The sequence below is a fragment of the Streptomyces sp. HUAS MS02 genome (assembly GCF_055702265.1).
In genome coordinates, this window is record NZ_CM146747.1 from 6,135,834 (window position 1) to 6,159,813 (window position 23,980).

Genomic DNA, 23,980 nt, shown 5'->3' on the forward strand with positions numbered 1-23,980 from the left:
ACGCATCTCTGCGATGTATGTCTGACTCGTAGATGTATCTCTGCGATGCGTCTCTGATGCGCGGGCTGTGACAGGCGGTGGGGGCTGGTGACCTGGTCACCAGCCCCCACCGCCTTCTGCTTGGGCTACCCGAACGGCCCCACGGAGGTGTCGCCTCCCGAGTTCGCTCCGCCGTCCCCGGTTCCTCCGTCGGCTGTGGCTCCGCCGCCGGTGGAGGAGGCTCCTCCGTCGGCTGTCCCTCCGCCGGTGGAGGTCGCTCCGCCGTCGGTCGAGGTGCCGCCGGTGGAAGCCGTGCCTCCGTCGGTCGTCGCCCCGCCCGTGGAACTCGTGCCGCCGTCGGTCGTGGGTGTGCCGCCGGTGGTGGTGGTGCCGTTGTCGGTGCTGTCGTCCGTCGGGCCGCCGGTCTCCTCGTCGCCCGTGGGGCCGCCGGTCTCCTCGTCGCCGGTGGCGTCGGGCTCGTCGGCCGGGGTGCTGGGCGGGGTGATCACGACGTCCGCGCCGACCTGGAGGTCGAGGTCGAACTCCTTGACCTTCTTGCCCTTCAGGGCGGCCTTGGTGAACTGCGCCCAGATCTGGGTGGGCGCTCCACCGCCGTTGATACGGGGCAGGCCCATCGCGCCGTAGAGCGGCTTGTGGACGCCCGTCTTGGGGTCCTGGCCCATCACGGAGACGACGGTGGCGAGATCGGGGGTGTAGCCCGCGAACCAGGCCGCCTTGTCCTCCTCGGCGGTGCCCGTCTTGCCGGCGACCGGGTGACCGGAGGCCTGCGCGGCGGTGGCGGTGCCGTTCTGGACGACGCTCTGCAGGACGGAGGTGGTGGTGTCGGCGGCCTTGCGGCTGACGGCCTGGGTGGACTCCGTGCTCGGGAGCTTGATCACCTCGCCGTCCTTGCTGATCTTCTCGATCATCGTGTACGTGCCGTGCTTGCCGTGGTTGGCGAGCGTGGCGTACGCCTCCGTCATGTCGAGGATGCTCGCGGTGGCGGTGCCCAGGGCGATGGACGGGTACGGGTTCATGTCCGGTGTGTTCTTGGGCAGCCCGAGGTCGATCGCGGTCTTCTCGATCTTCTCGGGGCCGACGTCCACGGCCATCTGCGCGTACACCGAGTTCACGGAACTCTCGGTGGCCTGGCGGACGGAGATGTTGCCGTAGTTGACGTAGTCCTCGTTCTCGGGGGCGTACGCCGGGCCGGGCCAGCCCGTCACGGGGCGCTTGTTGGTGCCGTCGTAGACGGTGTTCGGGGTGATCGCCTGGCCGCTCTGGGTGTTGGAGGCGTGCTCCACGGCGGCGGTGAACACGAACGGCTTGAAGGTGGAGCCGACCTGGAAGTCACGGCGGGTCGCGTTGTTGACGTACTGCTTGGTGTAGTCGATGCCGCCGTACATCGCGATGACCTTGCCGGTCTTCGGGTCGATGGAGACACCGCCGGCGCGTACGTAGTTGTCGACCTTGCGGTTCTTCTTGTCGAGCTTGTCCATCAGCTGGTCGTCGACGGCCTTGATGAAGGCGTTCTGCATCTTGGGCTGGATGGTGGTGGTGATGCGGTAGCCACCGCCGTTCTCCAGCGCCTCCTCGTCGATGATCTTGTGGTCGTAGAGGTACGACTTGATGGCCTCGACGAGGTAGCCGCGCTGGCCGGAGAAGGCGGTGGAGGTGGTGGCCTGCTTCGGCATCGGGAACTTCGCGCCGGTGCGCTCGGACTGCTTGAGCCAGCCCTCCTTCACCATGCCGTCGAGGACGTAGTTCCAGCGGGCGACCGCCGCGCCCTTGTTCTCCGGGTGGGCGACCACGTCGTACATGCTCGGCGCGTTGACGAGCGCGGCGAGGTACGCGCCCTGCTCGGCGGTGAGTTCGTCGGCGTCGACGCCGTAGTAGGCCTGGGCGGCGGCCTGGATGCCGTAGGCGTTGCGGCCGAAGAAGCTGGTGTTGAGGTAGCCCTCCAGGATCTCGTCCTTGGTGACCTCGCGGTCCAGCTTGATCGCGATGAAGAACTCCTTCACCTTGCGGGTGACGGTCTGGTCCTGGGCCAGGTAGTAGTTCTTCACGTACTGCTGGGTGATGGTGGAGCCGGACTGCTTGCCCTTGCCGGTCGCGGTGTTCCAGGCCGCGCGGACCATCGCCTTGAGGTCGATGGCCGGCTCGGAGTAGAAGTCGCGGTCCTCGGCGGCCAGTACGGCGTGCTGGGCGGCCTTGGAGACCTTCGACAGCGGGACGTTCTCGCGGTTGACCTCGCCGTCGCGGGCGATCTGGGTGCCGTCCGCGTAGAGGTAGACGTTGCTCTGCTTGGTCGCGGCGTCCTGCGGCTTGGGGATGTGGACCATGTTGTAGCCCAGCACGAAGGCGCCGACGATCAGCATGATGCCGAGCACGAAGGCGCCGAGCACCATGCGCCAGGTGGGGATCAGGCGCTTGAAGCCGGTGCGCTTGGGCCGCTTGGGCTTCTTGCCCTTGCCGCCGCCGGCGGGGGCCGGGGTGATGTCGGGCACGGCGGCGGGTGCGGCGGCGGACGCGGTCGCAGCGGTGGCCGTGGGGCCGGTGGTGGGGGTCGCCTTCTCGGCGGAGATGACGCCGAGCGCCTGCGTGGGCGTGTCGGCGCCGGGCCGGGAGGGCGCGGCGGCCGGCTTCGGGGCGGCCGGTGTGATCCCCAGGGTGGTGGTGGGGGTGTCGTCGGCGGGGCCGCCCGGTGCCGCGCCGGGGGTGGGGGTACGGGGGGTCTGGGCGCCGGTGGCCTTGCTGCCGGAGGTCGCGGCGGTGTCGCCGTCGCGGGGTCCGGTCGGGACGGCGCCGCCCGCCGCGCCGGCAGAAGCTGCGGATCCCGCGGCCCCCGTGGACCCGGCGAGCCCGGCGGCCTTGGCGGCGCGGGCCGCGCGGGCGGCCCTCGCGGCCCGGGCGTCCGGAACCCCGGCCGCCTTGCCGTCGCGCCCCGCGTCATGCCCGGCGTCACGGCCGCCTGCGGAGTCGCCACCGCGCGCGCCACCGGTCTGGCCGTCCCGAGCGCCGGCGGACTGACCGTTCCGGGCCCCGGCGGACTGACCGTCCCGAGCGAGTGCGGGCTGGCCGCCGCGACCGCCGGTCTGCCGGCCGTCGCGCGTCCCGGCGGGCCGGCCGTTTCGGTCGTCGGCCCGCTGGCCGTCGCGCGCGCCGGTGGACCTGTTGTCGGAGGGTGACGCCGACTCGGTCCGCGGCGCCTGGCCGGCTGCCGCACCGGTCTGCCCGCCGGATGCCGAGGTGGGAGGGGCGGAGCCGGGCCGGCCGCCGGCCGCCGCGCCGGGCCGTCCGTCCGGCCGCGTGCCGGACGCGGAGCCGGGCCGGCCGCCGGGCCTCCCGCTGGCACCGGAGGCCCCGGAAGAGGCACCGGAAGCACCGGCTGCCTTGCCTGAGCGTGCGCCGGAAGTCGGGTCGGGCTGTCCGCCGGGGGCCGCGCCAGGCCTCCCGTCGCCGGAAATGCCGGAAGTGCCAGGCGCGCCGGACGCGTCGGAAGCCGTGCCGGAGCGCGGGCCGGAAGGCCGGGTGCCTTCGGAGGGTGTTCCGGGGCGGGCGCCGGGGTTCGCCGGAGGTCGGCCGTTCGGCTGTCCGTCGGTCGCGGCTCCCTTGCCGGAGGCCGGGCCGGCGTTGCCGGTGGGCGTTTTCCTGGCGGCGTCGGCGTCGGCACCGGGTCCCTGAGGTGTGCCCGGAGTGCGTGGCTCCGGGTCTCTCGGTGCCCAGCCCGGGCCGTTCCGCTTCGGCTGCGGCTCGTCGCTCATCGTGCTGCCGTGCTCCTGTTTCCGCGTCGTACGTTCATTTCCGTACGGACTCGTACGCTTTGCGCCCACTCCGGGCCGGTTCTGCGCCCTTGAGTGAAGACTCTCGTACCGTGCGATCCGTTCCCGGATCCCGGCACGTGCCCCGCACGCCTCATGAGCGCCACCGTCCGCCCCGCTGTCCGCCCCGAAAACGCGTGGCAGGCCACTCCGGCCACGGACTAGGCTTCTTCGCTTCGGCCCGAATCGGTCCAGGCCTCGGCCTTTCGCCTAACTCTTCGCAGCGGATGGGGGTTTCCTCGTGGGCACAGGGCGGTTGTACGCCGCCGTCGCCGCCGGTGGTTTCAGGCGGTACGCGACATATCGGGTGGCCACCGCCGCGGGGGTGTTCACCAACACCGTCTTCGGCTTCATCCTCGCATACACCTACCAGGCCCTCTGGCACGAGAAGCCCCACCTCGGCGGCTACGACCAAGCACAGGCCCTCACCTATGTATGGGTCGGCCAGGCGATGTTCGCGGTCATGGTGCTGGGAAGCGTCGGCTTCGAGGAGGAGTTGATCGAGCGGATCCGGACGGGCGACATCGCGGTCGACCTGTACCGGCCCGTCGACCTCCAGCTGTGGTGGCTCGCCGCGGACATGGGCCGCGCCCTGTTCCAGCTGCTGGGACGCGGTGTCGTGCCCATGCTGTGCGGCGCGCTCTTCTTCGACCTGGCCCTGCCCTCCGGCCCGCTGCCGTGGCTGGCCTGTCTCGTCGCGGTCGCTCTCGGCGCTCTCGTCAGTTTCGCGATCCGTTACATCGTCGCGCTGTGGGCCTTCTGGCTCCTCGACGGCGCCGGAGCGATGCAGATCACCTGGCTCACCGGAGTCTTCTTCTCCGGGATGCTCCTCCCGCTGAACGTCTTCCCCGGCGCGCTCGGCGACCTCGCCCGCGTCCTGCCCTGGTCCGCGCTGCTCCAGGCCCCGGCGGACGTCCTGCTCGGCGAGGCAGACCCGCTGGGGACGTACGCCTTCCAGCTCGCCTGGGCGGCGGCCCTGCTCGCGGTCGGACGGCTGATCCAGTCGGCGGCGACCCGGAAGGTGGTGGTCCAGGGTGGCTGACGTGGACGAGCGCCCCGTCACGGGCGCCGAGCGGGAGGACCCGTTCGCCGAGTACGGCACGTACAGCCGTGTCCGCGACGGGCTGCGCGCCTACCGCATGATCGCCGCCATGTGGATCCGCTCCACGATGGCCTACCGCGCGTCCTTCGCCATGACGACCTTCGGGAACTTCGCGGCGACCTCCTTCGACTTCGTCGCAATCCTGCTGATGTTCTCCCAGGTCGACGAGTTGGGCGGATTCACCCTGCCCGAGATCGCCCTGCTGTACGGCACCTCCGCCGTCGCCTTCGGCCTCGCGGATCTGATGATCGGCTCGATGGACCGGCTCGGGCGCCGAGTCCGCGACGGCACGCTGGACACCCTCCTCGTACGCCCCGTGCCGGTGCTCGCCCAGGTCGCCGCCGACAAGTTCGCGCTGCGCCGCCTCGGCCGGATCACCCAGGGGCTGTTCGTCCTCGGCTACGCCCTGGTCACCCTCGACATCGCCTGGACCCCGGCCAAGGTGCTGATGATCCCGCTGATGGTGGGCAGCGGCGGGCTGATCTTCGCCGCGGTGTTCGTCGCGGGCGCGGCCTTCCAGTTCGTCGCGCAGGACGCCTCCGAGGTGCAGAACGCCTTCACGTACGGCGGCGTGACCCTCCTGCAGTACCCGCCGGCGCTCTTCGCCAAGGACCTGGTGCGCGGCGTGACCTTCGTCCTGCCGCTCGCCTTCGTCAACTGGGTGCCCGGACTGTACGTCCTGGGCCGCCCCTACCCCCTCGACCTGCCGGCCTGGCTCGCCTTCGCGCCCCCGCTGGTCGGCGTGGCCTGCTGCGCCCTGGCGGGGGTCGCCTGGCGGGCGGGGCTGCGTTCGTATCGGAGTACAGGGAGCTGAGCGTGACAGACAGCGGCCGGCAGGCATGCGTGACAGACAGTGCGTTCGTGACGGACGGTGCGATCGCGACGGACAGCGCGTTCATCGAACTCGACCGCGTCGAGAAGGTGTTCGACGTCCGCAGGAAGACCGGGTTCCTGCGCCGGGAGCGGCGTGAGGTGCGGGCGGTCGACTCGATCTCGTTCACGGTGGCGCGCGGCGAGATGGTCGGCTACATCGGGCCGAACGGCGCCGGGAAGTCCACCACCATCAAGATGCTGACGGGGATCCTGACGCCGAGCGGAGGACGGCTGCGGGTCGCCGGGATCGACCCGTCCCGGGAACGGACACGGCTGGCCCGGCGGATCGGGGTGGTGTTCGGGCAGCGGACGACCCTGTGGTGGGACCTCCCCCTCATCGACTCGTACGCGCTGATGCACCGCATGTACCGCATCCCGGACGCCCGTTACCGCGAGAACCTCGACCGGTGTGTCGAGCTCCTCGAACTGGGCGAGCTGTTGGACGTGCCCGTACGGCAGCTCTCGCTCGGGCAGCGGATGCGCGGGGACATCGCGGCGGCCCTGCTGCACGACCCGGAGGTGCTGTACCTGGACGAGCCGACGATCGGGCTCGACGTCATCAGCAAGGCCAAGGTCCGTGAGTTCCTCAAGGACCTCAACACCGAGCGGGGCACGACCGTGCTGCTCACCACGCACGACCTCCAGGACATCGAGCAGCTGTGCCGCCGGGTGATGGTCATCGACCACGGGCGTCTGATGTACGACGGACCACTGACCGGGCTGCACGAGGTGGGCGAGAGCGAGCGGACACTCGTCGTGGACCTGGAGCGAGAGCTGCCGCCGATCGAGGCCGCGCCCGCCCGGGTCGTACGGGTGGAGGGGCCCCGGCAGTGGCTGGCGTTCCCGGCGTCGGAGTCGGCGGCCCCGCTGGTGGCCCGGATCGCGTCCGCGTATCCGCTGGTGGACCTCTCCGTGCGGGAGCCGGACATCGAGGCCGTGATCGCCCAGATGTACGCGCAGCAGGCAGAGCGGGTGGGGAGCGGGGTCGAGGGCAGGGAGGAGGGAGGGGTGGGGGAGCCCGGGGCGGCGGTGTCGTAGCCGCCCGTACGGGGTTCCTCGTAGGCTGATTCGTATGACGGACGACCTGCCGGATCTTCCGGCCGCCGCGGACCTTCGTGCCTCCGACGCCGATCGTGAACGAGTCTCCGAGCAGCTGCGGGACGCCCTCGCGGAGGGGCGGCTCGACATGGAGGAGTTCGAGGAGCGACTGGACGCGACGTACAAGGCGCGGACCTACGGCGAGTTGGCGCCGATCACCCGGGATCTGCCCGGCGCGGGGGCGGTGGCGCCGCCGGCCGTCGTGCCGCAGCCGCCCGTGTCCCTGGTCAAGGGGCCTGCGGAGGACGCGAGTTGGCCGGAGCGGATCGTCGGGGGCGACGGGTCGTCGACCTGGGGTGTGGCGATCATGTCCGGGTTCGAGCGCAAGGGGCGGTGGACCGTGCCCGCGCGGTTCGACTGCTTCGCGTTCTGGGGCGGCGGGGAACTGGACCTGCGGGACGCGTACTTCGCGGAGCGTGAGGTCGTCATCAACTGCGTGGCGATCATGGGTGGGATCAATGTGATCGTGCCGCCCGGGGTCGAGGTCGTCGTCCGGGGCATCGGCATCATGGGCGGCTTCGACCACGGCGAGGAGGGGGTGCCCGGGGAGCCGGGCGCTCCGCGGGTCGTGCTCACCGGGTTCGCGTTCTGGGGCGGGGTCGGGGTGGAACGCAAGGTGCCCAAGGCCGAGCGCCAGCGGTTGAAGGAGGCGCGTCGGCAGGAACGGCTGGAACGCCGTGCAGCGCGGCGCGAGTTGCACGCGTCGCATCGCGACCACCCGCATGAGCTGCGCGAGGCACATCGGGAGGCGCATCGGGAGGCGATGGAGCAGGTGCGGGACGCCCTGCGGGACCGTCGGGACGCGGAGCGGGAGCGGCGGCGGGGGAGAGGGGACTGAGCCGTCTGCCGGGTGCGGCCGCGTCGTGGTTGCTCGCGCAGTTCCCCGCGCCCCTTACGGGCGCCCCTTATGGGCCGCGCCCCTTACGGGCCGCGGCCTCCCGTATCGCCGTGACCGTCACAGCTTCGCCGGTGCCGATCCCTTCAGTTGCTCCAGGTCGAAGACCTCCGCCATGCGCTTGTAGCCCTTGTCGCTGGGGTGCAGGTGGTCGCCCGAGTCGTAGTCGGGGCGCAGGCTGCGGGGGTCGTACGGGTCGCGCAGGGCCTTGTCGAAGTCGACGTAGGCGTCGTACACGTCGCCGGAGCGGATGATGGCGTTGACGGCCTGGCGGACGGACTCGCGCTGGTCGGAGTAGCCGCGGTGGCCGTGGAACGGCATGAGGGTGGCGCCGACGACGCGCAGGCCCCGTGCGTGCGCCTGGTCGACGAGTCGGCGGAGGCCGTCGGTGATGGCCACGGGGTCGGCCCGGCCGGGGTTCTTCAGGATGTCGTTGACGCCGAGGTCGATGACGACGGCCTTGACACCCGTACGGCCTAGCACGTCGCGCTGGAAGCGGGAGAGGCCGCTGGGGTTCTCGGCGGGCCGTCCGTTGCCGTCGGTCAGGACGCGGTTGCCGCTGATGCCCTCGTTGACGACGCTGTAGCGGGGCGTGTCGGAGGAGCCGGCGGCCGCGCGGATCCGTGCGGAGAGGACGTCCGTCCAGCGCCGGTTCTCGTTCACGGTGGAGCTGACGCCGTCGGTGAGCGAGTCGCCGAGGACCACGACCGTTCCCTCGGACTCGTTGCTCAGCACGTCCAGGGCGGTGACGTACCGCCAGTGCAGTGTCTGTGTGGTGTAGAGCTCGCCGGTGACGTCCGCGACCTGGTCGCCCTCGGCGGTGTAGGAGATCTGCCGCGCGTGCGCGTGGTAGGTCGCCGGGCCGGAGGGGGTCGGGGAGTAGGTGGTGATCAGTACGTCGCTGTCGTGGGGGATCGGCACCCGTACGGCGTCGCTCACCACCTGCCGGCCGGCCGCGATGACGACCGTCGGGTTGCCGGCGAAGGTCAGGCGGCGCATGGTCTCGGCCGCCGCGGCCGGGGTGTCGCTCGAAGCGGCGACGGCGAGCGAGGCGTGAGTGATGGTCAGCGGCTGCTGGCCGTAGAGATTGGACAGGGTGACACGGGCACTCGTACCGGCGGCGGTCGTGTGCACCACGTTGCGCACCGAGCGGCCGGCGAGTCCGTCCCGCTCGGTGCCCGGCTCGGACCCGCTCGGCGACGCGGCCCAGGCGCCGACCCAGACGCCGGTGGAGGCGGGGGCGGCGCTGTTGTGGGGCGCGCGGGCGAAGGTCTCCTGCCGCGGGGTGCCGTCGTCGATGCCGACGCCGACGTATATCGCGGCCGAGACGGCCACGATCAGGGCGGCCATGGCCGCCAGAAGTGCATAACCGTGCTGCTTGGTCATGCGGTGTGTGACTCCTCGGGCTGTGGAGCCCCGGGGCTCCGATGTGATCACCCCATGATGCGTCATGGGATGGGGGTCGCTTGCGAGAACCCCCATCGGTTCCCCCGCCCGGACAGACGCGGGGAACTCCTGTTCCGTTCCGGGAGTCGGTCATGCAGTGGGTCACGTCACGTCACCGAGCGGTGAAGAGACGGGAAACGGGACAATGTGTACGGGGGACAGGGAACGGGTGGAGTGAATGGACCGTACGAAAGCGGAAGAAGCGCAGCCCGGGGCGGCGGAGGGCGCCGGGCCGCGCGCCTCGCACCGCACCATGACCACGTTCAGCGCCGCCGACGAGGAGAAGCAGCGCGGCGTCCGGCAGATGAAGCTCATCGCGGCCGGACTGCTGCTCTTCGTGGCGCTGGTCTACGTGCTGGCCAAGTGGGCCGCGCACGAGGGGGCGGGCGCCTGGGCCGGCTATGTCGCGGCGGCGGCCGAGGCGGGCATGGTGGGTGCGCTGGCCGACTGGTTCGCCGTGACCGCGCTGTTCCGGCATCCGCTCGGGCTGCCCATCCCGCACACCGCGATCATCCCCACCAAGAAAGACCAACTGGGCGTCTCCCTGGGTGAGTTCGTCGGCGAGAACTTCCTCTCCCAGGACGTCGTACGACAGCGGCTGCGGGCCGTCGGCATCGGCAGCCGGCTCGGCGCGTGGCTCGCCGAGCCGCAGCACGCCGACCGGGTGACGGCCGAACTGGCGACCGCGCTGCGGGGCGCGCTGACCGTCCTGCGCGACTCGGACATCCAGGCCGTGGTGGGGGAGGCGATCACCCGGCGGGCGAACGCCCAGGAGATCGCGCCCGGCATCGGCAAGATGCTGGAACGGGTCGTCACCGACGGCGGCCACCGGCGGGTCGTCGACCTGATCTGCACCCGCGCCCACGACTGGCTGGTCCTGCACGACACGCAGGTCATGGACGCCGTCGAGGGCGGCGCGCCCGGCTGGACCCCCCGGTTCGTGGACCGCAAGGTCGGCGAGCGCGTCTACAAGGAACTGCTGCGCTTCGCCACCGAGATGCGCGACTCGCCCACGCACCCGGCGCGCGGCGCCCTGGACCGTTTCCTCACCGACTTCGCCACCGACCTCCAGTCCGACACGGAGACCCGGGCGCGGGTGGAGCGGCTGAAGGGCGAGGTGCTGGGCCGGGGCGAGGTCCAGGACCTGATCGCCTCCGCGTGGACGGCCGTACGGGCGATGATCGTGTCCGCCGCCGAGGACGAGCGCAGCGAGCTGCGGCTGCGGGTGCGCGCGTCCCTGCTGTCGCTGGGGACGCGCATGGCCACCGAACCGAGCGCGCAGGCCAAGGTGGACAAGTGGGTCGAGGGCGCGGCCGTGCACGTCGTCACCACCTACCGCGCCGAGATCACCTCCCTCATCACCGAGACCGTGGCGAGCTGGGACGCCGAGCACACCACGAAGAAGATCGAGGCCAACATCGGCCGTGACCTGCAGTTCATCCGGATCAACGGCACGGTGGTGGGTTCGCTGGCCGGGCTGCTGATCTACACGGTGTCGCGGGCGCTGGGGGCGTAACCGCTGTTCGGCGGGGCACCCGGGGCGAGTTCGCTCGATGTGGAGGGAGCCCGAACCCATGTCCGTCACCGCTCCGAAGTCACCGGGATCACCGGGATCACCGGGATCACCGGGAGTGATCACCACCTCCGTTCCGGCGCGCCTGGACCGGCTGCCCTGGTCGCGCTGGCACTGGACGATCGTGATCGGACTCGGCACCGTGTGGATCCTCGACGGTCTGGAAGTGACCGTCGTCGGCAACATCGCGGGCCGGCTCTCCGAGGAGGGCAGCGGGCTGCCGATCACGTCCGCGCAGGTCACGGGCATAGCGGCCGCCCTGTATGTCGCGGGCGCCTGTGCGGGCGCCCTTTTCTTCGGCCACATGACCGACCGGTTCGGCCGCAAGAAGCTGTTCATGGTGACGCTGCTGGTCTATCTGGCGGCTACCGCGCTGACGGCGGTCTCCTTCTCCACCTGGTGGTTCTTCCTCTTCCGCTTCCTCACCGGCTTCGGTATCGGCGGCGAGTACGCGGCCATCAACTCGGCGATCGACGAGCTGATCCCGTCCAAGTACCGGGGCCGCGTCGACATCGTCATCAACGGCAGCTTCTGGCTCGGCGCGATCGGCGGGTCGCTGCTGTCGATCGTCGCGCTGAACACCGACCTCTTCTCGGCGAACGTCGGCTGGCGGCTGACGTTCGCCCTCGGTGTGGTGCTGGGCCTGGTGATCCTGCTGGTGCGCCGGAACGTCCCCGAGAGCCCACGGTGGCTGCTGATCCACGGCCGGGAACAGGAGGCCGAACGGCTGGTCGCGGAGGCGGAGGGGCTGGTCGAGGAGGAGAAGGGGCGCCCGCTGGCGCCGGCCGACCGGGAGATGACCATCCATCAGCGGGGCGGTGTCGGCTTCGGCCTGATCGCCCGTACGGTCTTCTCCCGCTACCGCCGCCGCGCCGTCCTCGGCTTCTCCCTCTTCATCGGACAGGCGTTCCTCTACAACGCGATCACCTTCGGTTTCGGCGCGATCCTCACGACGTTCTACGACGTCCCGACCTCCGACACCGGCTACTACTTCGCCTTCATCGCCGCCGGCAACTTCATGGGCCCGCTGCTGCTCGGCAAGCTGTTCGACACGGTCGGCCGCCGAATCATGATCTCCGGGACGTATCTGCTCTCCGGTCTGCTGCTCTTCGGCACGGCCTGGCTCTTCGACCGGGGCTCGCTCGACGAGGTGACCCTGACGGCGTGTTGGTGCGTGGTGCTGTTCTTCGCCTCGGCGGGGGCGAGCAGCGCCTATCTCACCGTCTCCGAGGTCTTCCCCATGGAGACCAGGGCCATGGCCATCGCCTTCTTCTACGCCATCGGCACGGCGGCCGGCGGTATCAGCGGGCCGCTGATCTTCGCCGAGCTGACAGAGTCCGGCGTCGTCGCCGACACCGTCCTCGCCTTCCAGATCGGCGCGGCCCTGATGTGCGCGGCGGGCCTGGTGGCGGCGTTCCTCGCGGTACGGGCGGAGCGGCGGTCGTTGGAGGACATCGCGGAGCCGTTGTCGGCGAAGGGCTCCGCGTAGGGCTCCGCCCAGGGGCCGGGTGGGGTTGTTCGTCGGCCGGCGCTCAGTGGGGGCTGGGCGCGCAGTTCCCCGCGCCCCTTTGGGGCGCGGCTCCGGCTGGCGTCTTCTGGGTACGGTCTGAGTATCCGTACTCTGTCGGGTCGGCTCCCGTGCCGGAAACCTCGTACGCATGACCGAGAAGCTGCTCCGCCCCCTGCGCACGCGCCCCTGGCCGGAACGCTGGCTGACCCGCCTGCTCGGCGCCGCGCTCGCCGCGGCCGCGTACCGCCTGTGCCTGCCCTGGGATCTTCGCGACCGCCCCGAGCTGGAGGGATCCCTCACGGAGACGACGCCCGTGACCGTCACGGGCGGCGTCGTCCTCGCCCTCGTCCTGCTGCTCCTCGCGGCCTACTTCGGCCACCGGGACGCCCTGGCCTGGCCGCTGCTCCTGGTCGCCGTGCCGCCGTCCGCCCTGATGTACGTGTCCTTCCACGCGCACCCCGAGCCTCCGGACGCGAACGTATGGCCTCTGTCCTGGGCCTTCTTCACGCTGGTGCTCGGCGCGTGGGTACTGGTCGCGTCCTCGGTGGCACGCCGGTTCCGGACGGATCCGGTGGACGAGCGGTGGCTGATCCACAGCCGGTCCCAGGACGGTGGCCGGTCCCAGGACGGTTCGGTCACCGCCCGGTTCGCCGAGCAGCCGCCGCCGGGCCGCCGTCCGGGAGCCCGTCAGCCGTAGAAGTACCGTCCGGGCGTCGTTCGGGCGCCCGTCAGCCGTAGAAGTACTGCCGGGCCTTCTGCTCGAAGAACGACGAGTAGGCGAGGCCGATGGCCGGGGTGCCGCGGTACGAGCCCACGTACTGCTGGGTGCTGTCGACCACCACGGGGCGGGCCATGCACGCCCACTTGTTGCGCTGCTGGGCCTCCGCCCAGCGGACGGCCGCCGGGTCCACCCGGTCGCTGACCAGCACCGGGAACGCGCCGATGCCGTTCTGGATCCCGGCCGGCAGACCGCCCTTGGTCTTCTTCGCGTACGTCAGCACCTGGTCGGTGAAGGTCTCGATGGTCGGGATGGTTATCTCCTGGACGGCCGCCGCGACCGTGAACAGGTGCAGCTTCGTCCCCATCCAGCTCCACCGGAAGTCGGCCCGGCGCCCGATGAGCACGGGCACCCCGGCCCACTCCTCCCACCAGGTACGGCACTCGTCGGCGGCGAGACGGGCGGCCACGGAGGCGAGGTAGGTCTGGGAGGGCGTCTGCTGAGGATGCATGGCCGGATCATGCACCCGCCGGTGGGCGCGTGTGAAGCCGGGGGCGGCTTCAGGACGTCAGGCTCCGGTGGTCGAACCGGGCCGCACGATCATGAGGATCGTCACGGTCGCCCACAACAGGTTGAACACGCCGGTGAACATGGCGAGTCGGGCGGTGGCCCCCGCTGCGGCTTCGGCCCCGGCTCTGGCTCTGGCATCGGCTCCGGTGCCGGCTCCGGTGTCGGGGACAGTGCCCCCGATCCCGTCCAGGATCTCCTCCTGCCGGGGCAGCACCAGCGCCAGCAGGACCATCGCCGCGAGGGCGGTCAACAGCATCGACACGATCAGCCAGGCGTCCTTCAGCACCCCCATGCTCAGCGCCGTGGCGAACCCGAGCACGGGCACGGCGATGCCCACACCGCCGTACACCCGGCAGATCCGGTGCAGCAGCCGTACGGCCGACGCCGCCCGCTCGCTGTCGGGTTCGGCCAGTGCTTTGCGGGCGCTCGGCGGGAACATGCTGGCCGCGACGGTGACGGGCCCGACGGCGATGATCGCGGCGAGCACGTGGAGGGAGAGGAGGAACTTGGTCACAGGGGGACGGTAGGGCGGGGCAGGATCACAGGGGAGTGGCTGGACTGCCATGCCTCAACGGATTCTCGCCAGCGCCGCCACGGCAACATGGGAGAAGCCCGGGGCTTGTTGGCCGGAACCCCGCGGGGGCCTACGCTCCCGCCATGCACACCGTGGCCGTACTGGCGCTCGACGACGTGATCCCCTTCGACATGTCGGCCCCCGTCGACACCTTCGGCTGGGCGCGGCTGCCGGACGGGCGGGAGGCGTACCGGGTGCGGGTCTGCTCGGCGGCGGAGGGGATGGTGAAGGCGGGGCCGTTCAGCGTCCGCGCGCCGTACGGGCTTCAGGCGCTGGCCGAGGCGGACACCATCATCCTGCCGGGGACGGCCGACCCGACCCGGCCCTTGCCGCCGGGGGTGACGGAGGCGCTGCACGCCGCGGCGGCGAGCGGGACGCGCATCGCGTCGATCTGCGTGGGCGCGTTCCTTTTCGCGGCGACGGGGCTGCTCGACGGGCTGCGCGCCACCACGCACTGGATCGCGGCCTCCGATCTGGCGGCCCGTCACCCGAAGGTCACCGTCGACCCGAACGTGCTCTACGTCGACAACGGCCAGTTCCTGACCTCGGCGGGCGCCGCCGCGGCCATGGACATGTGCCTGCACATGATCCGCAAGGACCACGGCTCGGCGGTCGCCGCGTTCACCGCGCGGATGTGTGTGATGCCCCTGGAACGGGAGGGCGGACAGGCGCAGTTCATCGTGCAGGACCTGCCCCCGGCGCCCGCCGGCACCACCATGGAGCCCCTGCTGCGCTGGCTGGAGCAGAACGTGGAGCGGGATCTGACCCTCGACGACATCGCCCTCCACGCCGGCACCAGCACCCGCACGCTGAACCGCCGCTTCCGAGAGCAGACGGGCACGACGCCCTTGCAGTGGCTGCACCGGGCGAGGGTCCGTCGGGCCCAGTACCTGCTGGAGTCCACCGATCACACCGTCGACCGCATCGCGACCCAGGCGGGCTTCGGCTCCCCGACGGCTTTCCGTGACCGCTTCAAGAGGGTGGTGGGAACGAGCCCGTACGCGTACCGGAGGGCGTTCCGGGGGGAGGGGATTGGGCCGCGGGGGAGCTGAAGGAGGGGCCGTGCCCCGTAAGGGGCGCGGGGAACTGCGCGAGCAACCACCGACGACCCGCAGCCCCCGACCGGCCCGACCCCCTACCCCTTCGGGGCGTACCCCGCCCGTCGGCTACCCCTTCCGGTCGGCCACCACCCAGGACGCCAGCGCGACCACCCCGGCTACCCCGAACACCGCCGGCCAGGCCCCCACCTTCTTCGCCAGCGGGTGCGACCCGGCGAACGCGGCCACGTACCCGGCGGTCAGCGCCCCCGCGGCCCTGCCGCCCGCCGCCTTCTGCCACTGCTGGGCCGCCGCGGCACCCGCCACCGCGAGCACCGCCCCGCCCAGCGGCCGCTTCTTCGTCCAGCGAGCCACCCCGTACCCGCCGATGAGCCCGCTCGCGGCCACCGCCGCCGTCGGAACCCTCACCATCACTGCCTCCCGCGTCCTGCACCAGGTCCGTCGCGCCCGAGGCTACTGCGCCGCCACCCGCCGGGCGCCCCGAGGCCCCCGCCGCCGCGAGGATGCCGAGGGGTCGCTCCCCGGGCACCCGCACCGACCTCACCGTCGTCGAGGGCGCGGGTCACGTCGTGCATCTGGACCAGCCGCGCAGTCCGGACGCGGCGACGTCCGATACCTCAACTCTCCTCCTTGAGAAGGAAGTTGGGACCCACAACAAGGGCGAGCGGCGTGAGTCAGGTCACAGGCCGACTGAGGGGGAAGTGGTCCACGGCATCCCCTGAGCCTGGCATGCTCATGCGTGGCTACTGGGGGGTAACCACCGTGTGTGCGCTGCCGTGAGGGCATGTGTGCCGCCATGCCCGCCCTCCACCGCCTCGTTCTCTCTCCCTCCTGAAGCGCACCCCCCTGTCACCGCTCCCGAGGACTCACGCGTGCACAAGCTCAGAAGACACACCCAGCTGTCGGCACTGTCGGCGATCACCGTCGCGACCCTGCTGATCACCGGCTGCTCCACCGACTCCCCCTCCACCGCCGACAAGGCGGCCGCCACGACGGCCGAGTCTCCCGCAGCCGGCGCGGCCGAGGAACAACTCGCCGTCGTGTCCGCCCCGACCGGTGACGCCACCCCCACCGCCGTGGCCGACGCGAACGCGGCCGACCGGGGCAAGGCCAAGAGGTCCGCGCTCAAGGTCGCGTCGTACGACAGCAAGAGCGGCCGGGCGGTGATCACGGCACCGTCGTCCGGGTCGGACGCCGAACCGTCCGCGACTCCGTCGAGGACCCCCTCCGCCTCCCAGGACTCCGACGAGACCGACACGGGAGCCGATCCCGGAACCGCAACCGGAACCGCAACCGATCCCGGAACCGGAACAGGCGCGAAGCCGAAGCCGAAGCCCGCCGTGGCCGTCGGAGACGTCATAGCCAGCGCGCCCGCCCCCGGCGCCCCGGACGGCGTGCTGGCCGAGGTGACGGAGATCGTCGGCACGGCGGCGGACGGCGGCACGACCGTCGAGACGGAGCCGGCCGAGCTCAACTCCGTCCTGGGCGAGGGCAAGGCGGACGGCACGGTCCCTGTCGACCCCTCCACCCTGGACGTCGACCCGCTCGTCCAGGGCGTGAAGGTCTCCTGGGCGAAGACCGGCGACCTCACCTTCGGCCCCGAGGGCGCGAAGCTCCCGCTCGGCAGCCTGCGCATCGACGTGGGCGCGGCGGTGGAGACCGCGCCGGGCGCCCCCGCCTCGGCGGCGGCCTCGGTCGAGGGCTTCGTCCAACTCGCCCCCGAGGTCGCCTTCTCGTACGACGGCTCCGGCGCCGGCACGGGCTCGTCGCCGGGCGGCGCGTTCCTGGGCCTGACCGGCGACTGGGCCTCGCAGTGGTCGCTGAAGGGCCGCGCGGCCGGCTCGACCGACGGCAAGCCGATCCGTATCCCCTTCGCCGAACTGCACGCCGATCCCGTCATCCAGGTCGGCCCCGTCCCGATCGTCGTCAACCTGGACCTCGTCTGCTACTTCCAGGTCGACGCCGACGGTCGCGTCACGGTCGACGTCGAGCAGGACCTCAAGGGTGACTTCCGCGCCGGCGGCAACTTCACCTGGGCCAAGGGCTGGCAGGGTGTGAGCGAGTCCCACATGACCGGAGAGCCCCTGAAGACGACGGTCACGGCCGTCGGCGACGTCAAGGCCGCCATGGGCGCGGAGGCGACGGTCGGCCTCTACGGCACGGTCGGCGTCACCGCCGACATCGCCCCGTACCTCCGCGCCGAGGCCGACGCGACCGCCGAGGGCTCGGCGAACGGCACGGGTTCGGCGAAGGGCTCCTGGGCCCTGTACGGCGGCATCGACCTCACCGGAACCCTGAACCTCCAGCTCTCCATCTTCGGTACACCGATCTTCCAGAAGAAGATCCCGCTGGGTGCCGTGCATGAGGAGTGGCTCCTGACGAAGGGCGAGGCGAAGACGCCATAGGGCGCGCCCGGCCCCTATGACCGTAGGCCCTGCCCTCCTCCCGCCGGGAAGGGCAGGGCCTACGGCTCAGACCGAAGAGGGCGCAGGAACCGCGGAGGGCGACGGGAGAGAATCCCCCCATGGGGACCACGAAACTCACCGCCCGCGCCCTCAACCGAGCGACACTCGCCCGCCAACTCCTCCTCAGCCGAGCCGAGTTGGACGTGCCGACGGCGATGCGACGCATCGTGGCTCTCCAGGCCCAGCACCCGGCGTCCCCGTACATCGCCCTGTGGAACCGCCTGTCCCCCTTCGACCCCACCACCCTGGACGCGGCGCTCGCCGACCACCGCCTCGTCCGGGCGACCTTGATGCGCGTCACGGTCCACACGGTCCACGCGGACGACTACACCCCGTTCCGCGAGGCGCTGGAACCGACCCTCCGGGGCTCCCGTCTGGGCGATCCCCGCTACCGCGCCTCCGGCCTGACAGCCGCCGACACCGACGCCTTCCTCCCGCACCTCCTCGACCACGCCGACAGCACCGTGCGCACGGCCGCCGAACTCCGCACCTGGCTGGACGACCACCTCGGCGACGCCGCCACCCCGGACACCGGCGCCCACCGCATGCTCCGCCACTACGCGCCCCTGTGGCACGCCCCCACCGGCGGCCCCTGGTCCTTCGACACCCGCCAGTCGTACGTGGCGGCCTCCCCGCGACCGTCCCTCACGGACCCGGAAGCGGCCGCCGAAGGCCTCCGCACCCTCATCCGCCGCTACCTCCAGGGCTTCGGCCCGGCGACGGTCGCGGACATGGCCCAGTTCGCACTGATCCCACAGCGCCGCATCAAAACGGCCCTGTCCGCCATGACGGAGGAACTGGAAACCCTGCAAGCCACCGACACCGGCCAAACCCTGTACGACATCCCGGGCGCCCCACGCCCCCCGGAGGACACCCCCGCCCCACCCCGCCTGCTGGCCATGTGGGACAGCACGCTCCTGGCCTACGCGGACCGGGGCCGCCTCCTCCCACCCGAGTACCGCACGTACGTGACCCGCGTGAACGGCGACGTACTCCCGACCCTCCTGGTGGACGGCAAGGTGGCCGGCATCTGGCGCCCCCTGGCCGACTCCATCGAGGCCACGGCCTTCCACCCCCTCCCCACCGCTGTCTGGGACACCCTCACGGAGGAGGCCACGGCCCTGCACGCCCTCCTCACCACCCGCGCGGACCCCACCCCGTACCGCCGCCACGACCACTGGTGGACCAAGCCGCTCCCGACCACGGCGGAGACGCGCGTACTCCCCGCCGATTGACGGGGCCCCGCTCCTTGCCGCACCTCGCCCACCACTTCTTCCACTCCTCCGAGTGATGGCGGGCGTACCAATTTCGAAGTAATTTCAAAGTCATGGGTACCGAGAGCGCCGCCGTGAACTTCTCCGAGCTGGTGAACAAGAACAAGCAGACACTCGCTCGGCTACAGGAATCGCCGAGACTGCTACTGCACCGCCGGGACGGGGAAGATCTGGTCCTCACCACCGCGGCGAGGGCGGAGCAGGACCAGACGGTGGTCTCCGCGGCCACTCGCATGCTGGCTGCGATGGCTCGCCGGGAGCCCGGCAGCATGGAACTGCTCCTCGACATACTGCCGGAGGCGTTCCCCTGGGTCCGTTTCCTGCCCGAGCCCGATCTCCACGCCTTCGCCGTCGAACTGGTCGACACCATGCGGGCCGCCGACTCGGTCGGCAATAGCGCCTCCGTCGCCCAGTTGCTCATCGCCTGGCAGCACACCGCGGAGGTCTACTCCGACCCGGAACTCCTGGCCGCGCTGACCCGGCACCACTCCGAGGACTACGGCCCGGTACCCGACCCCAGGAACATCGCATGACCGGGGGCCGCGGAGACCGCGCCGCCCCACCGGCGCCCCACGGACACTGGGAAGTCCGCTTCGCGGACGCGGCTTCGGCCAAGGGCTGGGAGAGCCTCGCCCAGCAGGCCCGCGAGAACACCTACCGCGCGTGGATCACCATGCGCACCACCCCGAGGCCGACCATCGAGACACCCCGGCACCATCGACTCAAGGGCGCCTTGGCACACGGCACCCATCGAGGACAGACCTGCGAGCAGTGGCAGATCGAGGTGACCGGCGGAGGCCGCGTCTGGTACCTCCTGGACACAGCGAACGACACGTGCTGGATCACCTTCGCCGGCACCGGGCACCCGAGAGCCACGGACCGACGCTGACCCTGACGGCTCCGCCCAGATGATAGGGAAAGCCGTCGCCGGAGAGTCCGTCTCCGAACTCCTTCCGATCCAGCCGATAGAGAGCCCACGCCAACTGCTCCGCGAACCCCACCACGACCGAAACCGGCTCACGCACAAGCCGATCCACCAACGCGTCCGCAAGGCCCTCGGCATCAGGGTCGGGCCCCGCCGGGTGGCACTCGTCGATGAACTGCCAGAACATGTCCTCATCCATGCCGGAGGAGCATGATGGACACCACTGACAAGAGGCTCCCTGAAGGCTTCAGAGACGGGCTTCCTGAAGAGCGGTGACGAACTCAATCCAGGCTCTGTCGCTAAACCCCAGCCACGGCATGCTCAGGTCCTTGCTGTCCCGTACGGCCGCACCACCTGGCCCGAAGGCGGTCTCCACGCACTCGGTCCCGCTCCCTCCGCTGTAGGAGGACTTGAACCACTGGCGCTCGGACCGTATCGGCATCACGACTCCCGGCTTATGCGGTGGATCAGCTGTGTTGAGGACTCAAGATCGAGGGCTTGGGCCTTGAGGTACTGGAACGCCAACCTATACCGCTCCAGTTCCTGCGGCTTTTCCATGAAGAGGCCGCCGCCGATCAGGTCCACGTAGACGACATCGAGGTCGGGAGTCTGACCGGCCAGGATGAGGAAGCTGCCAACGGCCGGTGCATGGGCTCCCGTTGAGAATGGCAGCACTTGAATGGTGATGTGCGGAAGCTCTGCCATGCCCAGCAGGTGGCGAAGTTGGTCGCCCATGACCTTGGGTCCGCCAACGGCCCGTCGGACTGTGGCTTCGTCGATCACGCACCAGATGTGCGGAGGATCTTCTCGCTGGAGGAGCTCCTGTCTCTTCATGCGAATGTCGACCATGTGTTGTACCTCCCGCTCTGGGCACTGCTTCTCCGAGGCGCGATGAACAGCCTCGGCATAGTCCCGTGTCTGGAGCAGGCCCGGAATGAACATGCAGGCGTAGTGATCTTCCCGAAGAACCTCGTTCTCCAGGGTGAGCATGAGGTTCATGGAATCAGGGATGGGATCGGCCAGGGATCGCCACCAGCCTTGAATCTTGGCCGCCTTGGCGAGCTCGATCAGTGCGAGACGCTCCCCTTCGGGCGTGTCGTACTCGCGGCAAAGGGCGTCCACAGTAGGCCACTTGACCGCGCCCTCCTTGGTTTCATAGCGGCTCAGGGTTGCCTTGGAGATGCCGACGCGCGCTCCCGCCTCCTCAAGGGTGAGCCCTTTGAGCTCGCGTAGGCGGCGTAGGTCGGCGCCCAACTGGCGTCTGCGGGTGGTGGGGCCAACTGCCATGCTCTGGGCCTTTCAATGTGAACCGTCAGATCCTGGGGCTTCCGTGCCTGGCTTCGCAACGCGATGCGCGCCGGGGGCGTGCGATGAACGCGCGTGCTCCCGGCAGCCAGAAATGAGAGTTCCATTTTGGGAGTTCCAATGCAACTCTCTGTGTGCAGAAGAATGCAGAGTGCCACCTGTGGCAACTGGAGGAGTGGAAGATGGACTGCATCGCGGGAGTGCTGAGGAAGCCTTGGAGTCTCCGCTTCGTGGCCGAGCCTCAGGAGGTGGCGGCTCTCCGTCGGCTCATGCGGCTCCACTTGGGCCTCTGGGGTCTCCACGAGGTCATTGAGCCTGCCCAACTCTGTGTCAGCGAGCTGGTGTCCAATGTCATCAACCACGTGGGTGCTGGCACTCCCACCACCCTCGCAGTCTCCATGAACGGAACACGTCTACGAATTGAAGTCCGTGACCCCGACGCGCGCACGCTGCCAACGCTCCTCAACGTTGCCGACGGTGACAGCGAGCGTGAGAGCGGTCGAGGCATGGCGCTGGTCGATGCCATCGCAGTGCGGTGGGGCGTCCAGCCTTACGCGGACTGGAAGACGACATGGTGCGAGCTGGCGACCGGGTTGGCCTCCGCCAGCGGCCATACGGGAGGTCTGCCCGTCAGCAGATCAGAGGCCATCCTCGGGCTGTACGGGACTGGAAGACTGTCGCAGTCGTTCAGGTCAGGTCCACTGTTCAGGGGTGTCGCCGAGGACTTGGTTAGATCTCTCATCGCCGACCTGCTGCACTGGCTGCGAGTTCATGGATGTGATGCTGACGCCGCACTTGATGGGGCCCAGAGGCGTTACGACGCCGGGATGCTGAGCAAGGGTGCTCCGCTTTCCTGACCGATGTGTCATGACTCCCCCGCCATGGATTCGCGGGGGAGTCATGAGTTCCGGTAGGAGTGGCATCGACTCATTCGCTGCTATCGGGCAGGCTGCGCATCCTTGCACGTCAGAGAGAATCCGAGAAACCGCGCTGCTTTTCCATAGTGGTGACGCGGCCCGCTGATCTTCTTGACCCCTAGGGCCACAGTAAGCGCCAGGCAGACGACGTCTATGCTGAGGGCGCCCCGCAGGCGCACAGGCGAGAACCGGTAAGAGCACTCTTGCTGGATCGCGAGTCACCTCGCGCGTGCGCGAGGTGACTCGACCATACGATTCCCGGAATGACGCACACAGCGCTGTCCCATCCGCACAGCGCTGGTGATCGAGTACGAATGTATGCCCCAGGGTGGTCTGCGCTCAGGTCGGGCCGGTGATTGATCGCCCCGGCTCAGTTGGAGAAGGTGCTGGCTTGTCGTCCAATTACTATGCCTCGATGCGGTTTTCTGCCTTGCGGCCCTTGTTCCAGGCGTTCGCAACGAGTCGGTAGGCGGTGGATATCCGGGACCCCGTGCCACTGTTGTTGAATCCGCCGCGAGAGGACTGGCTGAGGATCTCCGAGCGCCACTTGGCTGCAGTGCCCATTGCAAGGATCTTCCTACCGAGTTCCTTGTCGTCGACGAGGTCGCCCCATCGGCCAAGAAACATGCCGATACCGCCGAGGAGCATGCCATCCCAGGTCTCCGCAGAACGTCCCCAGGCTTCCTCCGCGACCGTCAGCGTGCGATCGAAGACGGAGGCTCCATAGCGGTCGACGATCTGAAGGGCGCCGGAAACCGCACCGACGCCGTTGGTCGATGTCGAGCCGAGAGCGAGTTCGTGCTTCTTCAGAATCCTGTCGGTGTCGACGAAAAGCGGGACACCACCGGTCAAGCCCACGTGGTACTCGTCGATGGGGCGGGGCTTGTGGGACTCCCGATTTTTGATCAAGAACAGGATCGCTTCTTCAGCCTGCGTCAGTCCATGATGGACCTCGGCCATGATGGTCGGGAGCCCTGCCAGCGCACAGGCCCGCCAACGGTGCTGTCCGTCGACGATGTAGAGGTCGCCGTCTGTGCGCTCTGACACGATCACTGAGCCGATGGCTTCGCGGACCATGTTGTCGGCGATGTTCTGAGCGCGCCTCTCGTTGAGAGTGCGCTGCGCTTGTGGGTCGATGTTGAGGTCCTTTATCGAAACCTCGACCCCGTACTCGACCCTGTGCTCAGGGAGTTCGAAGGTGTACCGAGCCTTAGGCATAGCTGTGCCCTTCAGCGCTGCGTTAGGGGGAAGTTCGGCAAAGCCGGGATTTTGGGATACAGCGCGAGACGCAGGAAATCATATGATCGCTTGTTCCGCAAGTTGCTTCCCAGTGTGCGAAGTTGACGAGGTGTAGCTGCGTCCTGTCGATGGCGGCACAGTCGTAGAGAAGTAGCCGCTCCGCGTAAGCGCGAGGTCTACAAGCCGAGTTGGCTGACGCTGTGCTTCGCACCGACTGCTGGCGATGGTGTAAACACATCTCCATAGGCTCGTCCGACGTGGAGTTGCGCGTACGCAAGAGGCCTTCGGTCGGTGCGAGGCTCAAGAGGGGTGCCGGCGTGCGTATTGAGCGGCGCCGCCTCGGCAGGTGGGAAGCAAGGGCCGCGTTGGCATCGAGTGTGCGGTCTTCGTAGGAGCTGTCGACGACCGACCTCGGTCCGGCGTCTTCTTTGGCAGTGGCGCGAGTTCACCCTTCTCAGCCCTGGTGAGCAGGTCGGGTCGGTCACCTTGGTCCGCCCTCGGCGCGGGGGCTCACTGCCGTAAGGCCGTTTATGGACACTCGGATCCCGCGCGACGTGCACGACCGGACTGGCTCAGGTCTGGTCCTCGCTCGCAACACGGTCACGCAGCTCGTCGGGGTACTACCGTGGCGCAGGAAT

General features: G+C 69.9%; 22 protein-coding genes. 13 read left to right on the forward strand and 9 right to left on the reverse strand.

Annotated features, from left to right (window positions below):
- Positions 1-125: 125 nt before the first annotated feature.
- On the reverse strand, positions 126-3,743 hold the full coding sequence (locus ACZ9QC_RS26415) for a transglycosylase domain-containing protein (protein WP_472915384.1): 3,618 nt from the start codon (positions 3,741-3,743) through the stop codon (positions 126-128).
- A gap of 298 nt (positions 3,744-4,041) precedes the next feature.
- Here ACZ9QC_RS26415 and ACZ9QC_RS26420 point away from each other — a divergent pair, with 298 nt between their 5' ends.
- The 4 genes from ACZ9QC_RS26420 to ACZ9QC_RS26435 are packed head-to-tail and all read left to right on the forward strand — an operon-like array spanning position 4,042 to position 7,711.
- Positions 4,042-4,842, forward strand: coding sequence for an ABC transporter permease (locus ACZ9QC_RS26420; RefSeq protein WP_472915385.1), 801 nt, complete (start codon positions 4,042-4,044; stop codon positions 4,840-4,842).
- Positions 4,835-5,716 carry an ABC transporter permease gene (locus ACZ9QC_RS26425; RefSeq protein WP_472915386.1) on the forward strand — a complete coding sequence of 294 codons (882 nt, stop codon included), beginning with the start codon at positions 4,835-4,837 and terminating at the stop codon, positions 5,714-5,716. Before ACZ9QC_RS26420 ends, ACZ9QC_RS26425 begins: the two co-directional genes overlap by 8 nt.
- A gap of 47 nt (positions 5,717-5,763) precedes the next feature.
- Positions 5,764-6,813 carry an ABC transporter ATP-binding protein gene (locus tag ACZ9QC_RS26430; protein WP_472915387.1) on the forward strand — a complete coding sequence of 350 codons (1,050 nt, stop codon included), beginning with the start codon at positions 5,764-5,766 and terminating at the stop codon, positions 6,811-6,813.
- A gap of 34 nt (positions 6,814-6,847) precedes the next feature.
- A complete protein-coding gene (locus tag ACZ9QC_RS26435) occupies positions 6,848-7,711 on the forward strand; it encodes a DUF1707 SHOCT-like domain-containing protein (protein WP_472915388.1) in 864 nt (287 codons plus the stop codon).
- 117 nt (positions 7,712-7,828) lie between these two features.
- Here ACZ9QC_RS26435 and ACZ9QC_RS26440 read toward each other — a convergent pair whose 3' ends face one another.
- Positions 7,829-9,154, reverse strand: a complete 1,326-nt coding sequence (locus tag ACZ9QC_RS26440) for an SGNH/GDSL hydrolase family protein (protein WP_472915389.1) — start codon at positions 9,152-9,154, stop codon at positions 7,829-7,831.
- Positions 9,155-9,392: 238 nt separating this feature from the next.
- Here ACZ9QC_RS26440 and ACZ9QC_RS26445 point away from each other — a divergent pair, with 238 nt between their 5' ends.
- The 3 genes from ACZ9QC_RS26445 to ACZ9QC_RS26455 all read left to right on the forward strand — a co-directional run bounded on the left by ACZ9QC_RS26445 (position 9,393) and on the right by ACZ9QC_RS26455 (position 12,994).
- Positions 9,393-10,730: a DUF445 domain-containing protein gene (locus ACZ9QC_RS26445; protein WP_472915390.1), complete on the forward strand. Its 1,338-nt coding sequence runs from the start codon at positions 9,393-9,395 to the stop codon at positions 10,728-10,730.
- A gap of 58 nt (positions 10,731-10,788) precedes the next feature.
- Positions 10,789-12,276 carry an MFS transporter gene (locus ACZ9QC_RS26450; RefSeq protein WP_472915391.1) on the forward strand — a complete coding sequence of 496 codons (1,488 nt, stop codon included), beginning with the start codon at positions 10,789-10,791 and terminating at the stop codon, positions 12,274-12,276.
- Positions 12,277-12,445: 169 nt separating this feature from the next.
- Positions 12,446-12,994: a hypothetical protein gene (locus ACZ9QC_RS26455; RefSeq protein ID WP_472915392.1), complete on the forward strand. Its 549-nt coding sequence runs from the start codon at positions 12,446-12,448 to the stop codon at positions 12,992-12,994.
- A gap of 31 nt (positions 12,995-13,025) precedes the next feature.
- Here the strand turns inward: ACZ9QC_RS26455 and ACZ9QC_RS26460 are convergent, their stop codons facing one another.
- Positions 13,026-13,526 (reverse strand): levansucrase, encoded by a 501-nt coding sequence (locus ACZ9QC_RS26460; RefSeq protein ID WP_472915393.1) that lies wholly within the window; start codon positions 13,524-13,526, stop codon positions 13,026-13,028.
- Positions 13,527-13,583: 57 nt separating this feature from the next.
- Positions 13,584-14,099, reverse strand: a complete 516-nt coding sequence (locus tag ACZ9QC_RS26465) for a protease (protein WP_472915394.1) — start codon at positions 14,097-14,099, stop codon at positions 13,584-13,586.
- Between the two features lie 143 nt (positions 14,100-14,242).
- Between ACZ9QC_RS26465 and ACZ9QC_RS26470 the strand changes: the two genes are divergently transcribed.
- Complete coding sequence (locus ACZ9QC_RS26470; protein ID WP_472915395.1) at positions 14,243-15,211, forward strand: GlxA family transcriptional regulator; 969 nt, start codon at positions 14,243-14,245, stop codon at positions 15,209-15,211.
- 114 nt (positions 15,212-15,325) lie between these two features.
- Here the strand turns inward: ACZ9QC_RS26470 and ACZ9QC_RS26475 are convergent, their stop codons facing one another.
- Complete coding sequence (locus tag ACZ9QC_RS26475) at positions 15,326-15,628, reverse strand: hypothetical protein (protein WP_472915396.1); 303 nt, start codon at positions 15,626-15,628, stop codon at positions 15,326-15,328.
- A gap of 461 nt (positions 15,629-16,089) precedes the next feature.
- On the opposite strand from ACZ9QC_RS26475, the gene ACZ9QC_RS26480 reads away from it, so the two are divergent.
- From ACZ9QC_RS26480 to ACZ9QC_RS26495, 4 genes are all read left to right on the forward strand, one after another.
- Complete coding sequence (locus ACZ9QC_RS26480) at positions 16,090-17,622, forward strand: hypothetical protein (protein ID WP_472915397.1); 1,533 nt, start codon at positions 16,090-16,092, stop codon at positions 17,620-17,622.
- A 119-nt stretch (positions 17,623-17,741) separates the two neighbouring features.
- Positions 17,742-18,917, forward strand: a complete 1,176-nt coding sequence (locus ACZ9QC_RS26485; RefSeq protein WP_472915398.1) for a winged helix DNA-binding domain-containing protein — start codon at positions 17,742-17,744, stop codon at positions 18,915-18,917.
- Between the two features lie 92 nt (positions 18,918-19,009).
- The gene (locus ACZ9QC_RS26490) at positions 19,010-19,489 is read left to right on the forward strand and encodes a hypothetical protein (RefSeq protein ID WP_472915399.1); all 480 of its coding nucleotides are present in this window, start codon (positions 19,010-19,012) and stop codon (positions 19,487-19,489) included.
- Positions 19,486-19,845: a hypothetical protein gene (locus tag ACZ9QC_RS26495; protein ID WP_472915400.1), complete on the forward strand. Its 360-nt coding sequence runs from the start codon at positions 19,486-19,488 to the stop codon at positions 19,843-19,845. The genes ACZ9QC_RS26490 and ACZ9QC_RS26495 overlap by 4 nt, the downstream gene beginning before the upstream one ends.
- On the opposite strand, the gene ACZ9QC_RS26500 is transcribed toward ACZ9QC_RS26495, so the two are convergent.
- Genes ACZ9QC_RS26500 through ACZ9QC_RS26510 form a run of 3 tightly spaced genes read right to left on the reverse strand, consistent with a single transcriptional unit; the run spans position 19,799 to position 21,168 of the window.
- A complete protein-coding gene (locus ACZ9QC_RS26500; RefSeq protein WP_472915401.1) occupies positions 19,799-20,080 on the reverse strand; it encodes a DUF4240 domain-containing protein in 282 nt (93 codons plus the stop codon). The two genes, ACZ9QC_RS26495 and ACZ9QC_RS26500, sit on opposite strands and share 47 nt — an antisense overlap.
- 48 nt (positions 20,081-20,128) lie before the next feature.
- A complete protein-coding gene (locus ACZ9QC_RS26505) occupies positions 20,129-20,323 on the reverse strand; it encodes a DUF397 domain-containing protein (RefSeq protein WP_472915402.1) in 195 nt (64 codons plus the stop codon).
- Positions 20,323-21,168 (reverse strand): helix-turn-helix domain-containing protein, encoded by an 846-nt coding sequence (locus ACZ9QC_RS26510; protein WP_472915403.1) that lies wholly within the window; start codon positions 21,166-21,168, stop codon positions 20,323-20,325. Before ACZ9QC_RS26510 ends, ACZ9QC_RS26505 begins: the two co-directional genes overlap by 1 nt.
- Positions 21,169-21,368: 200 nt before the next feature.
- On the opposite strand from ACZ9QC_RS26510, the gene ACZ9QC_RS26515 reads away from it, so the two are divergent.
- A complete protein-coding gene (locus tag ACZ9QC_RS26515) occupies positions 21,369-22,043 on the forward strand; it encodes an ATP-binding protein (protein ID WP_472915404.1) in 675 nt (224 codons plus the stop codon).
- Positions 22,044-22,508: 465 nt separating this feature from the next.
- Here the strand turns inward: ACZ9QC_RS26515 and ACZ9QC_RS26520 are convergent, their stop codons facing one another.
- Positions 22,509-23,321, reverse strand: a complete 813-nt coding sequence (locus ACZ9QC_RS26520; RefSeq protein ID WP_472915405.1) for a DUF6551 family protein — start codon at positions 23,319-23,321, stop codon at positions 22,509-22,511.
- Positions 23,322-23,980 lie beyond the last annotated feature (659 nt).

Coding starts and splice junctions, on each gene's coding strand:
- ACZ9QC_RS26505 (WP_472915402.1), bottom strand. CDS start 20,323: ATGCCGATACGGTCCGAGCGCCAGTGGTTCAAGTCCTCCTACAGCGGA.
- ACZ9QC_RS26415 (WP_472915384.1), bottom strand. CDS start 3,743: ATGAGCGACGAGCCGCAGCCGAAGCGGAACGGCCCGGGCTGGGCACCG.
- ACZ9QC_RS26500 (WP_472915401.1), bottom strand. CDS start 20,080: ATGGATGAGGACATGTTCTGGCAGTTCATCGACGAGTGCCACCCGGCG.
- ACZ9QC_RS26515 (WP_472915404.1), top strand. CDS start 21,369: ATGGACTGCATCGCGGGAGTGCTGAGGAAGCCTTGGAGTCTCCGCTTC.
- ACZ9QC_RS26435 (WP_472915388.1), top strand. CDS start 6,848: ATGACGGACGACCTGCCGGATCTTCCGGCCGCCGCGGACCTTCGTGCC.
- ACZ9QC_RS26485 (WP_472915398.1), top strand. CDS start 17,742: ATGGGGACCACGAAACTCACCGCCCGCGCCCTCAACCGAGCGACACTC.
- ACZ9QC_RS26475 (WP_472915396.1), bottom strand. CDS start 15,628: ATGGTGAGGGTTCCGACGGCGGCGGTGGCCGCGAGCGGGCTCATCGGC.
- ACZ9QC_RS26445 (WP_472915390.1), top strand. CDS start 9,393: ATGGACCGTACGAAAGCGGAAGAAGCGCAGCCCGGGGCGGCGGAGGGC.
- ACZ9QC_RS26490 (WP_472915399.1), top strand. CDS start 19,010: ATGGGTACCGAGAGCGCCGCCGTGAACTTCTCCGAGCTGGTGAACAAG.
- ACZ9QC_RS26455 (WP_472915392.1), top strand. CDS start 12,446: ATGACCGAGAAGCTGCTCCGCCCCCTGCGCACGCGCCCCTGGCCGGAA.
- ACZ9QC_RS26440 (WP_472915389.1), bottom strand. CDS start 9,154: ATGACCAAGCAGCACGGTTATGCACTTCTGGCGGCCATGGCCGCCCTG.
- ACZ9QC_RS26470 (WP_472915395.1), top strand. CDS start 14,243: ATGCACACCGTGGCCGTACTGGCGCTCGACGACGTGATCCCCTTCGAC.
- ACZ9QC_RS26495 (WP_472915400.1), top strand. CDS start 19,486: ATGACCGGGGGCCGCGGAGACCGCGCCGCCCCACCGGCGCCCCACGGA.
- ACZ9QC_RS26460 (WP_472915393.1), bottom strand. CDS start 13,526: ATGCATCCTCAGCAGACGCCCTCCCAGACCTACCTCGCCTCCGTGGCC.
- ACZ9QC_RS26510 (WP_472915403.1), bottom strand. CDS start 21,168: ATGGCAGTTGGCCCCACCACCCGCAGACGCCAGTTGGGCGCCGACCTA.
- ACZ9QC_RS26450 (WP_472915391.1), top strand. CDS start 10,789: ATGTCCGTCACCGCTCCGAAGTCACCGGGATCACCGGGATCACCGGGA.
- ACZ9QC_RS26520 (WP_472915405.1), bottom strand. CDS start 23,321: ATGCCTAAGGCTCGGTACACCTTCGAACTCCCTGAGCACAGGGTCGAG.